This is a genomic window from Cohnella lupini, from assembly GCF_003386205.1.
GTDB classification, from domain to species: domain Bacteria; phylum Bacillota; class Bacilli; order Paenibacillales; family Paenibacillaceae; genus Cohnella; species Cohnella lupini.
Genome location: NZ_QRDY01000002.1, coordinates 256,045 through 269,502 on the forward strand (window position 1 = coordinate 256,045; position 13,458 = coordinate 269,502).

The 13,458-nt window shown below is 52.8% G+C and carries 9 protein-coding genes; 7 read left to right on the forward strand and 2 right to left on the reverse strand.

Annotated elements, in window-relative coordinates; translation table 11 throughout:
• Positions 1 to 551: 551 nt before the first annotated feature.
• Positions 552 to 1,430, reverse strand: coding sequence for an AraC family transcriptional regulator (locus DFP95_RS05440; protein WP_181907272.1), 879 nt, complete (start codon positions 1,428 to 1,430; stop codon positions 552 to 554).
• A 284-nt stretch (positions 1,431 to 1,714) separates the two neighbouring features.
• On the opposite strand from DFP95_RS05440, the gene DFP95_RS05445 reads away from it, so the two are divergent.
• From DFP95_RS05445 to DFP95_RS05470, 6 genes are all read left to right on the forward strand, one after another.
• Positions 1,715 to 2,554: a sugar phosphate isomerase/epimerase family protein gene (locus DFP95_RS05445; protein ID WP_115991853.1), complete on the forward strand. Its 840-nt coding sequence runs from the start codon at positions 1,715 to 1,717 to the stop codon at positions 2,552 to 2,554.
• A gap of 537 nt (positions 2,555 to 3,091) precedes the next feature.
• Positions 3,092 to 3,985, forward strand: coding sequence for an ABC transporter permease (locus tag DFP95_RS05450; RefSeq protein WP_115991570.1), 894 nt, complete (start codon positions 3,092 to 3,094; stop codon positions 3,983 to 3,985).
• A 3-nt stretch (positions 3,986 to 3,988) separates the two neighbouring features.
• On the forward strand, positions 3,989 to 4,885 hold the full coding sequence (locus DFP95_RS05455) for a carbohydrate ABC transporter permease (RefSeq protein WP_115991571.1): 897 nt from the start codon (positions 3,989 to 3,991) through the stop codon (positions 4,883 to 4,885).
• Between the two features lie 66 nt (positions 4,886 to 4,951).
• Positions 4,952 to 6,640 (forward strand): type 2 periplasmic-binding domain-containing protein, encoded by a 1,689-nt coding sequence (locus DFP95_RS05460; RefSeq protein WP_181907273.1) that lies wholly within the window; start codon positions 4,952 to 4,954, stop codon positions 6,638 to 6,640.
• Between the two features lie 132 nt (positions 6,641 to 6,772).
• Positions 6,773 to 8,560, forward strand: a complete 1,788-nt coding sequence (locus DFP95_RS05465; RefSeq protein WP_245987378.1) for a sensor histidine kinase — start codon at positions 6,773 to 6,775, stop codon at positions 8,558 to 8,560.
• A 1-nt stretch (position 8,561) separates the two neighbouring features.
• Positions 8,562 to 10,169 carry a response regulator gene (locus tag DFP95_RS05470; protein ID WP_115991572.1) on the forward strand — a complete coding sequence of 536 codons (1,608 nt, stop codon included), beginning with the start codon at positions 8,562 to 8,564 and terminating at the stop codon, positions 10,167 to 10,169.
• Between the two features lie 204 nt (positions 10,170 to 10,373).
• Here the strand turns inward: DFP95_RS05470 and DFP95_RS05475 are convergent, their stop codons facing one another.
• Complete coding sequence (locus DFP95_RS05475; RefSeq protein ID WP_115991573.1) at positions 10,374 to 12,371, reverse strand: glycoside hydrolase family 127 protein; 1,998 nt, start codon at positions 12,369 to 12,371, stop codon at positions 10,374 to 10,376.
• A gap of 127 nt (positions 12,372 to 12,498) precedes the next feature.
• Between DFP95_RS05475 and DFP95_RS05480 the strand changes: the two genes are divergently transcribed.
• Positions 12,499 to 13,329, forward strand: a complete 831-nt coding sequence (locus DFP95_RS05480) for a helix-turn-helix domain-containing protein (RefSeq protein ID WP_115991574.1) — start codon at positions 12,499 to 12,501, stop codon at positions 13,327 to 13,329.
• The last annotated feature ends 129 nt before the right edge of the window (positions 13,330 to 13,458 follow it).

The window sequence follows — 13,458 nt, forward strand, 5'->3', positions numbered from 1 at the left end:
TTCGCAGGAGCGCTGATCGCGCCGATAAAGGCTGGTCGGAGGAACAATCGGCAGAATAGCCGTTTCTGGTGCGGTTAATTGGGTGGTGGGAGGAACAATCGGCGGAATAGCCGTTTCTGGCGCGGGTATTTGGTTGGTGGGAGGAACAATCGGGGGAATAGCCGTTTCTGGCGCGGGTATTTGGTTGGTGGGAGGAACAATCGGGGGAATAGCCGTTTCTGGCGCGGGTATTTGGTTGGTGGGAGGAACAATCGGCAGAATAGCCGTTTCTGGCGCGGTTATATGGATGGTGGGAGGAACAATCGGCGGAAAAGCCGTTTCTGGCGCGGGTATTTGGTTGGTGGGAGGAACAATCGGCAGAATAGCCGTTTCTGGCGCGGGTATTTGGTTGGTGGGAGGAACAATCGGCGGAATAGCCGTTTCTGGCGCGGTTAATTGGTTGGTTGGAGGAACAATCTGCGGAATAGCCGTTCCTGGTGCGGTTATTAGGCTGGTCGGAGGAGATCCTTCGTCGCCCCCCCATCGCGCACCCCTAACGGCACGGCGTGCCGTTAACCCCTACCGAACCGCAGCTTTCGGTAATTTTTCGGCACCATGCCTTTGGATTCGCGGAATACGCGGGAGAACGTTTGATAGGAGCCGTAGCCGACTTCGAGCGCGATTTCCGAGACGCTCATTTTCGTGGATGCGAGCAGGCTGCAGGCATGCCGAATCCGCAAGTCGTGCAAGAAATGGAGGAAGTTCTGGCCGGTTGTTTCCTTGATGACCTCGCTGATTCGCGAGAGACTCATGGAGAAGCGCGTGGCCAGCCCGGACAAGGTGATGTCTTCTTGATAATTTCGATGGATGTAGTAGATAATCGGCCATACGGAAGAGCTTTTATGATTGGAGCCGGTCGGAGGAGTCGATTCGACATCGGATAGACTTTCCTTTCCTCTGGCTCTATCGAAAGCGATTAATATTTCCTTAAGCCGAATTTGCAGCATCGTATGTTTCCAAGGCTCGTTTCCCGAGTACTCCTGATGCAGGTTTTCGATCAACCTTCTCATATCGTCGCGATTTTCTCCGTCGAATTGGAAGTATGGCGTCGCGTCGCTTCGGTCGATCAAGCCCAGCAACGTCTCGCGTTGTCCGGCTTCCATCAGCAAGTCCATGCTGAACATACAGTTGAACAGCACGAGGGTACTGTCCGGAGCCGTGAAAATCTCATGGATCTGATAGGGCAGCACGAAGGTGAACGTTCCCGGCATCATATCATGCTTCGCATCGTTGACGGATTCGGCTCCCGAGCCTTCCATCACGTAAGAGAATTCTAGGAAGTCGTGGCGATGCGGCCGGAATCCATGCGGAATTCGGTGCAAGCCGATATGAAGCGGACTGGAGCTGTTCATGTTCGGATACGACTTCAAATAGTCCGGAAAATAGGTCATCGAGGGGGATGCTCCTTCGAAAAGATGGGACATTTATCGAAAATCTAGCACGTAATCCCTTTCGGACTATCTTAACATAAGAAACGCGAAGGACAATTCGATATGCGTATGTTCACTATGTGGTTTTCATTATGCGTATGTTCACTATGTTTGCGTATGTTCACTATGTTTGCGTATGTTCACTATGTTTGCGTATGTTCACTATGTTTGCGTATGTTCACTATGTTTGCGTATGTTAACTAAGAGGTTGTTAATTCATGGACCAAGGAACGGGAGGAATGATGATGTTAAGAGGTTTAGGCGGAGCGGGTCTCGGCGCGCTCGAGAACGAGATCCAATTGATCGAGCTTGCGGGAAAATACGGTTTTCAGGCAGTCGATATCGATGCGGTGACGCTAATAGAACGAGTCGGAGAGAAGAAAGCCAAGGAGTTGCTTTCGGATAATGGAGTCGTAATCGGCTCGATCGGACTGCCGGTCAATTGGAGATCTACGGAAGAAGAGTTTCTGAACGGTTTGAAGAAGCTGGGCGAGCATGCCGCCGCGGCCCGATTGCTGGGTTGTACCCGCTGCTGCACGTATATTCTTCCGTCGACGGATTATCCGTCCGCTCATTTCATGGCATTGGCTACCCGGCGTCTTCGTTCTTGCGCGCAAATGCTCGGAGCTTATGGTATCGGCCTTGGCCTTGAATTCGTAGGGCCGCATCATTTGCGTACGCAATGGGCTAATCCGTTCATCTGGACAATGGATGAAACGTTAGATTGGATTGCCGCCATCGGCGAAAGCAACGTCGGTTTGCTGTTGGATTCCTATCATTGGTACACGACAAGCTCGACCATCGCCGATATCCTTGCGTTGAAGCCGGAGCAAATCGTTCACGTACATCTGAACGACGCGCCGAACGTACCGGTGGAGGCAGCGCTGGACGGAGGTCGCATATATCCCGGCGAAGGCGTGATCGATTTGGCCGGTTTCCTGAAGGGGCTTCACGCGATAGGTTACGCGGGTCCCGTAGCCCAAGAAATCTTGGCCCAGAAGCCGCGGGAAGGAACCCCGGAAGAGCTGGTCCGGCATTCCAAGGAATGCTACGACAAAGTGTTCGGAGCGGCAGGTTTGCAATAGTTCGGGCTGGTTTACAAGAGCGGCGGGTTTGCAATAAATCCGCAGATTTGAAATATTCCGGATGGTTTCCAATAATAAGATTCCGCGTTAATACTTCGGTGCCCGCTTGGCTTGTCCAGTACGATGGTAATCATCGTTATTCAAGCCAATGAGCCATATTGAAATCAAAGTAAGATGAAGAACATCGCTATTGATCGAATATTCGGAAGGAATACAATAAATTTAGAACAATAGCGATAATAGTCATCCTTATCCAGCTTATATTTAGATCATGCATCGAAATTGCATTGATTAACATCGCTATTCGATATGTACCCAAGAGAGCATCCTTTTACAAACCTGAGTAGTAACGATTCGACGGGATAACAATATAGCGGCGGCACGGGAACCCCCCGGACCGCCGCTTTTCATTTTTGCGGATGCCGCGAAAGCTTTCCCAAGAGGGCCGATTCTCTAATCATAGCGATGGAAATCCAACCGTTGTTATATGGTCTCACTTCGCCTCCCTCCGTATAATTAGCGTACAGAGGTGATGACATGCTCGATAGACTAGCGAAATACCGTTGGCAATACTTGATGATTTTACCGTCCGTCGTCCTATTGTTCCTGTTCAGTTACATTCCGATGGTCGGGATACAAGTCGCTTTCAAAGATTTCCACATTGGAAGCACCATCTGGAACAGCCCGTGGATCGGGTTCGAGAATTTCGCGTTCCTGCGGGACGATCAGTTCTGGGTCGTGGTCAAGAACACGCTGTATATCGCCGTTCTTAAATTCGCCGTCGGGTTCCCGGCGCCTATTCTTCTAGCGCTGCTTATTAACGAGGTCAGACATAGCGGGTTCAAGAGATTCGTCCAATCCGTCAGCTACCTCCCGCATTTCTTCTCCTGGATCGTCGTCGCGTACATTCTTCAATCCATGCTCACGCTGGACGGCGGGTTGGTTAACCAATTTATCGGAAACTTGGGCGGCGACCCGATCTTCTTCCTCGGCTCCACGGAATGGTTCCGTCCGATGATCGTCGCGAGCGGCTTGTGGAAGGAAGTGGGCTGGAATACGATCTTGTATCTGGCGGCGATTACGACCATCGATCCGCAGCTGTACGAAGCGGCCAAGGTGGAGGGAGCCGGAAAGCTCGGGCAGATGCGACATATTACGCTTCCCGGCATGCTGCCGACGATTTCCATCGTGCTCATCCTGAGCATGCCTAGTCTGATCGCCGTCGGGATGGATCAGATCTACCCGCTTATGAATCCGGCCAACCAGCCGGTAGCGGACGTGCTGGATACTTATATTTTGCGCAGCGGCTTGCAGCAGGGTTACTTCAGTCCCGCGACGGCTATCGGATTGCTATCCTCGGTAATCAGTCTGGCGCTGGTGCTGGGTACGAACCGGATGGCGAGAAAAATAAACGGCGAGGGGCTCTGGTAAAGTATGAAACTATCGGCAAGCGACAGAATAAGCCAGCTCCTTATCATAGTGCTACTCCTGCTCTTGTGCGTCTCGGTCATCTATCCGTTCATGTACATGCTGGCGATCTCCCTGAACGAGGGGAGCGACGCGGCCAAGGGCGGGGTGTACCTGTTGCCGCGACAATTCACGCTATATAACTACGAGGTGGTTCTCGGCAACTCGGTTATCCAGCACGCGTATCTCATCACCATTGCCCGCACGATCATAGGAACGGCTATCGGACTGTTCATCACGCTGCTTGCGGCGTTCGGCTTGTCTTACAGGATGATGCCGCTTCGAGGAGCGATTCTCGGATACGTTCTCATTACGATGCTGTTTAACGGCGGATTAATTCCGTTCTACATTCAGCTCTACGATCTTTCGTTGGTAAACACTTTCTGGGTGTATATCCTTCCGTCCGCTTTCTCGGCTTGGAATATGTTCGTCATGATGAAATTCATTCAGGGAATTCCGGAGGCGCTCGTCGAATCGGCCGAGATGGACGGAGCCACTCCGTTTCGGGTGCTCTATTCCGTCATCGTACCGCTCTCCAAACCCATGCTGGCCGCAATCGGATTATTTACCGGAGTCATGCATTGGAACGACTGGTTCGCCGGGGCTTTCTTCGTTTCGGATCAGAATCTGATTCCCGTGCAGACGTTCTTGCAGCAGCTATTATCCGCGCAGGATATTTCGACCGTCCTGGGCTCGAACAATAATGTGGAGGCGCTGGCCAGAGGCACGGCGATGGCCAAGGTTACCCTGATGTCGATCAAGATGGCGACGGTTATGGTAAGCGCGATTCCGATTCTATGCGTCTATCCCTTCTTGCAGAGATATTTCGTCAAAGGCGTTTTGATAGGATCGGTTAAAGGCTAGGCGTCATAAGCGGGTATAATGAATCAACATATACCAATCGGGACAACGAGGAAGGGGAAGCAACAGATGAATATGATGAGAAAAAAGAGCATGGCGGCGGTACTCGCGCTGTTTATGTTCGGGCTAGCGGCATGCTCCGGCGGAGGCAACTCGGAAGAGAACGCTCAAGCGCAAGGGTCGAGTCCGGCCGGAGAAGCGACGGCAACCGGTTCCGCCACGAAGGCTGCCGGCGAATCGGGAGGTTCCAAAACCTTTAAGCTATGGCTCGGATGGAACGCGACGATCAATAACGACAGCATGGTTCAGAAGTACTGGAAGGAAAACGAGCCGGGCATCGAGGTCAAGCTGGAAGCCACGCAAGGCGATGCATTGACGGCTCTTAACTTGAAGCTGAACACGGGCGGCTTCGACGACGCGGCGATCTTCGGAAGAAGCGACGTGGTGAATTCCGCGGTCGTTCGTTCCAACAGCGTTCTGTCGTTGGAGCAATACTTCGATATGCCGGACAAATATCCGGGTTTGGCCTCTATCCCTAAGCTGTACCTGGACGCCATGAAGGATGCGGACGGGCATATCTGGTCGATTCCGACCTGGTTCGATCAGAATCCTCAAGATCCATGGCCGGGCTGGGCATCCCTCGGATGGTTCGTCCGCACGGACGTGCTGGAGAAAACCGGCATGACGATGGATGATTTGAAGACGCTGTCCGGAGTGGAAAATTATTTGCGGGCCGCGGCCAAGCAGAAGGACGAATCCGGCAAAAATTTGATTCCGCTCAGCTTCCTTTCGGATGCTAACGACGAGAACGTTATTCTAAGCACTTTCGGCGTAACGGTCGCTTCGGCTGGGGGAGTCGTTCCGGTCGAGAAGACGGACAACGGCTATCAATTCATCTACGATAACCCGCAATATAAAGCGGCGTACAAATGGATGAACGAAATGTATCGGGAAGGATTGATCGATCCCGAAGCGATTACGGACAAGAAGGAGCGCTACAAGGAGAAAAACAAAACCGGACGTATCGCGATGAACGCCGGCGGATTTTTCAACATGGACGCCGCCTTGTGGGAAGTTCTCGACGGACCGACCGAGCCTTCGTGGTTCTACAAAGCGATCCCTTATCCGCAGGTCGACGGGGTGAGCAAGATCGGCGCGAATCAAATCGTGAATCCGTATCCGGGCAACGACGTGTACATCAATAAAAACACAAAAAATTTGGAAGCGATCCTTGCTTTCCTAGACTATATGCTCCTGCCTAATCCGGAGCAACAGCAGGTTGCCAACGAAGGGCCGCCGGGCGTATTCTGGGATTGGGTAGATCAGCCGCTTGGCAAATGGGTGTTCACGGACAAAAATTACCAACAGCTCCATGATTCGGGAGACGCGGCGAAGGTAGCGAGCACGAATCCGGGATTGTACGGTACGTCCTCGTATAGCAACGAATGGTATCCATGGTGGAATTACGGCGTAACGGAGCCTGCCGGCCGTCTCAAGACGATCGAGTTCACCGAGCAAATCGGCAAAATGGGCGGCGTACGCGTCGCGGAAACCTACGATATGGTGAAGGCGAAGTCGGGCGGATTGTGGGAGAAATATTTGCCCGAGCTGGAAAACGTACGCAAAGAGTATAAGGCGAAGCTAATGATGGCTAAGACCGACGAACAATTCGAATCGGCTTGGACCGATTTCCAATCCGCTCTCGAGAAACGCGCGCACTGGAGCGAGCTCAAGGAAGAATGGAACGCATCGTTATAAGGCTTGGCCGAATCTAAAGATATGAATAAGACAGGGGAAGTCGCCAATTGGCGGCTTCCCTTTCCGGGCGATTATGGATCGCTTCGCCGGAATAGCCATCGTTGCCCGATGGCGCGAGAGGAGTACGGCACAGTGCGTCTGAGATTGGAAAAAATGATTATCGGTTTTACCCGCAGAATGAGCCTTCGCGGCAAAATAGTCATCCTATACGTGATCATCCTACTGCTGCCGACGCTCGTTCTGGGAAGCGCTTCCGTCTCCCTGGTCATCCGCGGCTTCCACCAGAGCTACGTGAATACCGCGGACGAGTCCGTGCGGCAAACGGCTCGAATCATGGATTTCAGCAAGAAGAGCTACGATTTGCTCGCCGTAAGGACCGCGACGGACGGCGAATTGATCGCGAGACTCTCGCGGGAATATACGGAGATGTCCGATATCGTGGACACGGTTAACTACGTAGATCGAACATTTTTGATTACGAGCAAGTATTTACCCGGCATCGCGGATTTCCGAATCTATCATACCAACGATACGCTCGTCCAAGACGGGCAATTGCTATGGCGACCGGAGGCGCGTGCCCTTGCGGGCACGGATGAGCTGTCGTGGTACGAGGCTGCTTCTAAATCTTCCAACCCGCTCGTATGGAGCAACGTACCCGGTAAACCTGACCAAACCGTTATTACGCGCAAAATTATCGGCAATAACGGAAATCTGCTCGGCATGCTCTATATTTTATTGAATTACGATGCCGTATTCGGAGAATTGATCAATCAGCCTTTTAACGGCGGTAGCCTGTTCATCGTGGACGATTCCAGGCGGATTCTTGCCGCGACGGAAAGGGAAGAAATAGGCAAGCGGATTCGGATCAAGGAGTGGCAGGACGAAGTAGGCAACGACCCCGACGATCCCGCGCTCGACCTGACCGGAAGCAAGGAACTGCTGATCTCCAAGCCCTTATCGTCCGGTTGGCATATCGTAGCGTTGGTTCATATGAAATACATGGATAATCAGAATCGGACGATACTCGTTCTTATCGTGGGCATCACGAGCTTCTTCCTGCTTCTGTCCATTTTCCTCATGATGACCATAGTGAAGAACATCGTTCGGCGAATTCGCAAGCTCGGCAACAGGATGAGCGACCTTTCGCGCGGAGAATTCGAGGCGACCGTCCGATATAGCGAGAAGGACGAGTTGGGAGAACTGGAGAACATGTTCAATTCGATGTCCGAGCGGCTGGGTAAGCTAGTCGAAGACATTACGCAAGCCGGCTTGACCGAGAAGGAGCAGGCTTTCAAAGCGTTGCAAGCGCAGATCAACCCTCATTTTATCTACAATTCCCTTGGCTTGATTCGTTGGAGGGCGCTGGACGTGCAGGATCACGAGCAAATTCAGATCATCGATGCGCTGACTACCTTCTATCGGCTCACCTTGAACAATCAAATCAGCGTCATTCCGATCCGGGACGAGCTCGAGCACGTAAAGGCGTACTTGGACATCTGCCAATTCCGTTACCCGGAGCGTGTTCGGGTTGAATGGGACGTCGACGAGAGCGCGCTTGATTTCTATACGATCAAAACCGTGCTGCAGCCGATCGTCGAAAATTGTTATCTGCACGGAGCCATTACCCGCAAGACTAACGCGGTCATTCGAATTACGGTAGCGAGAGAAGCGGGCAATGTCCGAATGTCCGTATATGATAACGGACAAGGTATTCCGGGGACGATATTGCGGGAAATCGCGGAAGGTAAGTACGTCGGCAAAGGAAACGGGTTCGGAACTTCCAACATCAAGGAGAGGCTTGCGCTATATTTCGGAAAAGAAACGGAATTCTCGATAACGAGCGAGACAGGCGAATGGACGCTCGTCTCCATCGTATTCCCGGCTAGCTCCGTGCAGCCGAACATCAGGAGGGAACGATAAGATGCTCAAGGTGCTCATCGTCGATGACGAGCCTTCCAATATTCAGGGGCTCGTTCGCTATATCAACTGGACGGAGCTAGGTTATGACAAGCCGAAGACGAAGGAATCCGGAGAAGAAGCGCTAGAGGCGCTGCTCGAAACGGCTTTCGACGTTCTCATATCCGACGTGTCGATGCCTGTAATGAACGGGATCGAGCTGGTCGCCAAAGCCAAGTCTATGCATCCCCACATTCAAGTGCTGATGATCAGCGGCTACAACGAGTTCGAATTCGTCCAAGAGGCTATTCACGTCGGCGCGCAGGCTTACGTGCTTAAGCCCCTTAAGCTGGAAGAGGTTTCGGGCAAGCTGACGGCGTTCCGGGTCACGTTGGAGAAGATGCGCCAGGTCGTCGAGCAGACGAACGAGCTGGAAAAGAAGGTGTCGGGCAGCCTCAAGCTGATTAGAGAGCGATTCGTCAACGATCTGATCGCGGAAGTCGCGCAAACGGACGAAATGCTTTCCTCATGGAACAGCCTGATGGAGCTGCCCGAAATCAAGCAGGGTTTTCAGATCATCCTATTCGGAGTGGATCATTTCCTGTCGTCGGGCAAGGATGCCAAAGAGAGAATGATTCTTGGAAGCGGATTCAAGCAAACCGTCGAAGTAGGGCTGTCCGACGTCGAGTCGATATTTTTGGCGCAGACCAACCCGGACGAGTTCGTCGCCCTGCATCTGAATCCGACGCCGGAGGAAAGAGTCAGAGTGGAGAAGCAGCTTCCTTTTATCCAGAACATGGTTCGCGAACGGTACGGCTCGACGGTTACGGTAGGCTGCGGTCGGATGGGAAGCCGATGGGACGAGGTTCCGCTCTTCTACAAAGAGCTCAAGTTCATGATGGCCAAAGCGAGGTTGATTTCGGACGGACAGATCGTCCGGTACGACTATATGGATTCGAACGAATTCAAGGATTATCGCTTGAGGGAAGAATTCATGCCGAATATCCTGAAGCTGATGGAGACGGGGGACTCCGCGAAGGTCGGCGAGTACATGAACCGGATTTTCGAGCTTCTGTTGACCTTGGAGCCGACTTCGTTTTCCTACGCGCAGGCGTTCGGAATGAGCTTCTTAAGCGAGCTGATCCGGAACTTGAAAGGGCAGGAAGATTCCGACGGAGAGATGAATATTTTGATGTGGCGGAGGATGTTGGATTGCGGAAACCCCGGGCAAATTCTCGAGCTATTAGTCGATTACGTGAATCGTTACATGCTGATCGAGAAAAAAGCGCACATGAACCAGCAGCACAATCTTATTCGCAAAATCGCCGTTTTCATAGAAGATAGACTTCAAGAAAATTGGACGGTTAAGCAGCTTGCCGAGCAATTTAACTTGAACGCCAGCTATTTGAGCGTCCTGTTCAAGCGGGAAATGGGGAAAACCATCTCCGAATTCGTACAGGAAATCCGCATTCGGCGGGCTAGAAAGCTGCTGCAGGATCCCAATATCAAAGTCTACGAGGTAGCGGAGCAAGTGGGTATTCAAACGTCCGCTTACTTCACTTACCTGTTCAAGAAGCTGGTCGGTTGCACGCCCCAAGAGTACAGGGATTATCGGTATTCGGCGGAGGAATGAACGGGAAAGACCCCAAGATCATGCATAAGCTTATTTCAATAGACTAGTCGCTATTAGTAAGCGACCATCGAAAACATTCAGATCCTTCTCGGTCAGGTCCTTCCCGTTCTGTTCCTTCTCGTTCGACAATTGAATTCCCTCTTAACCCCCGTTAGGGGGGGACGTGGATAGCGATTCGAAGAAGCTTAGCGTCTTATTGGAAACTTATACTTCTCTATTATACCCTTCCCGGATCCAGACCAACATCTCGCCCGGTTGGCGATTGCCCCAGAGCGTATAAGGCACGGCGCGAAGAGGCTGCTTCTCGAGCCGCGGTCGCGCGGTCCCATAGAGATCGTCGGCTTGGCTTTCCGGCGCAGTGACGCGCCAACCTTCCGTCTCCAAGCAAACGACGCCGTCGCGCCAGTCGTCATGAACGGCACGAAGCACGGCATCGGCAGGCAGCGAGAGCGATGCCAGAGGCGCAACGTTATCCGTCTCTTCGAAGCAATAGACGAGCGGACCGCGTTGCAGGGAAACTCGGCCTGCGCTTGCGCGTAAGTTCGGATGCGCATAGATCCGCTGCGGCTCCATGTTTAATTCAATGGCGAGGACGTCGCCTTCTCGCCAATCGCGGCTTAGATAAGCGTAACCGTCCCGAATCTCGGGAGTTACGGGCTCGCCGTTCAAGGAAAAGGAAGTCTGCTTCGACCAAGACGGTACGCGCGCCGCAAGCGTAAACGCCCCGCTGCCATCTGCCTCCGCAATCGTAAGGTTGGCCTTGCCCTTCCATGGCAATTCGCTGTCCAGTCGAACGCGAACCTTACGTCCGGCCAATTGCAGCTTCGCTTCGCTGCCAATGTAGAGATGAGCGTACAAAGTATCCGCGCCGGAGGTGTAGACGTACTGTCCGAGCGAGGAGAGCAGCCTTGCGACGTTGGGCGGGCAGCAGGCGCAACCGTACCATTTTTGCCGGACGGCTTTCACGTGGCGTTTGCCCGGATTGCCTTCGCTTGCGGCGGGCCACACCTCCATCGGGTTAACGTAGAAGTAATGCTTCCCGTCTCCCGCGATTCCCGCCGTGACCGTGTTGTACAGCGCGCGTTCCATGACGTCCCCGTACTCGCCCTTGACCTCGGCTTGCAGCATCCGGCGTGCAAAGAAAATTAAACCTATTGATGCGCAGGTCTCGGAGTAGTTCGTGTCGTTCGGCAGGTCGTAATCGAACGTAAACGCTTCCCCATGGTGAGTCGAGCCTATGCTCCCGGTTACGTACATCTGCTTGTTGACCATATTGCGCCATAGGCGCCTACATGCGGATAACAATTCCCGATCTCCCTTATGCAGAGCCAGATCGGCCATGGCGGTGTACATGTAGACCGCTCTAACCGCGTGCCCCGTTGCGACTTCTTGCTCGCGCACGGGCTTATGCGCCTGTAGATATTCCAAGGCCGGAGGATCTTTCTGGACCACGCCGGGCGCCCAGTGCGTCGTACGGCCGCGCTTTTCCCATTCCTCATGCAAGAAGCTCGGATTCCGGCCGCGCTCGTCGATCAAGAAGCCGGCGAGATTCAAGTATTTCTCTTCGCCCGTTACCTCGTACAATTTCACCAGCGCAAGCTCGATTTCCTGATGACCGTCGTATCCGCGTATCTTCCCCGGTTCGATTCCGAATCGATCGTCGATATGGTCGGCTAATTTCCTCGCGACGTCAAGTAGTTTAGTCTTGCCGGTACCTCTATAATAAGCGACGGCAGCTTCAATGAGATGGCCCGCCGTGTACATCTCATGGCAATCCGTCAGATTCGTCCAACGCTTGTTCGGCTCGGCTATCGCGAAGTACGTATTCAAATAACCGTCTTCATGCTGGGCGGAGGCGAGCAGATCGATGGCCTCGTCCGCGACGCGCTCCAGATCCGGATCGGGCGTGGTGCCTAGCGAGTATCCGACGGCTTCCAGCCATTTGTGCAAATCCGTATCCTGAAAAACAAAGCCTCCGAATTCACCTTCTTCCAGTCCTGCCGCGATGCGGAAGTTGCGGATGGCGTAACTGGGTTCTGCATCGGGAACCCTATCGTTAAGGGCTTCCCATTGATAGGGAATGACCGTATTCTTAATCAGATTTACGTATGAAGACCAATATTCGTCTTGAATGCTCACCGCTCTCTGATCGAGGGGGAGAGGATGGTGGTGTTGACGTGGATGAAACTTCCGGTCGGTCATGACCGCACGCTCCGTTCGAGGTGGAATGTCTTGCAGATTCATCATAAGGGAAGAAGACATAGCCTGTCGGTAGGCGATCCGGTATAATAAGTGTCAAAAACTGACTTCATATAAAAGGAATTCCGCAATGAAGGAGATGTTGCCGGTGCTGTCTCTTTATCTGCAAGAGCCCCATCGTCTTCAGATGGGCGGTCAGTTCCTATCCGACGAGACTTGGTCTCATATGGATCGGACGATCATGGATTACGAGCTGATCATCGGCGTTTCCGGAGTCGTCTTCTTGGAGGTCGACGGTCGGATGTACGAGATCAAAGCCGGAGACATTCTATTCCTGATGCCCGGAGAGCGGCATAGGGGTTACAGGCTTTCTTCGCCAGGCGTATCTTTCTATTGGTTTCATTTTCTAGTACCGGACGCGCCGGACAGTGAACCGGACAGTCGAATTCCCCGGTATGCGGGATGTCCCAATCCGAACCGCGTGCATATCTTGGCGCGGCAGTTGCTCCATGCGGCCAACGGGGGTTATCGCATTTCACGGGCGGGGGATTACTTTCTGACCTGTTTGTTGATCGAGTTGGCCGAACAGCTCCAGGATTCGAGCGGTCTGGAAACGATGGATCCCCAACTGCCCGAGTTGCTGGAATGGACGCGCCTTCACGCGCTTGATAGGGACATCACCGTGGAACGAATCGCGGTTCATATGGGGTACAACAAAGATTATCTCTCGCGCATGTTCAAAAGGAGATTCGGATCGGGGCTCCTGAATTATATTCATCTCATCAAGCTGGAGGCGGCCAAGGAGATTCTCGCGGGCACGAAGCTGCATGTCAAGGAGGTAGCCGCACGGGTCGGCATCGATGACGATAAGCAGTTCGCCAAGTGGTTCAAGCGATTGGCCGGCGTAACGCCGACCGCTTATCGTCGGGCTTTCGCTAGAACTCGGCTTAATAATACCTAAATGTAGGGGGAAATCGGGTTTAGATTTCTCCACCAATCTTAGATATTTATTCCGTTATAAGCGCTTACAATATTTGTCGATACCTTCTATTATGAATAGAAGGATAGTTAATACGATTGAAGAATTGCG

Bases quoted from the DNA above. Each gene is read 5' to 3' on its own strand.
- DFP95_RS05440 (WP_181907272.1), bottom strand. From the start codon at position 1,430: ATGACCTATTTTCCGGACTATTTGAAGTCGTATCCGAACATGAACAGC.
- DFP95_RS05480 (WP_115991574.1), top strand. From the start codon at position 12,499: ATGAAGGAGATGTTGCCGGTGCTGTCTCTTTATCTGCAAGAGCCCCAT.
- DFP95_RS05470 (WP_115991572.1), top strand. From the start codon at position 8,562: ATGCTCAAGGTGCTCATCGTCGATGACGAGCCTTCCAATATTCAGGGG.
- DFP95_RS05475 (WP_115991573.1), bottom strand. From the start codon at position 12,371: ATGACCGACCGGAAGTTTCATCCACGTCAACACCACCATCCTCTCCCC.
- DFP95_RS05460 (WP_181907273.1), top strand. From the start codon at position 4,952: ATGAATATGATGAGAAAAAAGAGCATGGCGGCGGTACTCGCGCTGTTT.
- DFP95_RS05445 (WP_115991853.1), top strand. From the start codon at position 1,715: ATGTTAAGAGGTTTAGGCGGAGCGGGTCTCGGCGCGCTCGAGAACGAG.
- DFP95_RS05450 (WP_115991570.1), top strand. From the start codon at position 3,092: ATGCTCGATAGACTAGCGAAATACCGTTGGCAATACTTGATGATTTTA.
- DFP95_RS05455 (WP_115991571.1), top strand. From the start codon at position 3,989: ATGAAACTATCGGCAAGCGACAGAATAAGCCAGCTCCTTATCATAGTG.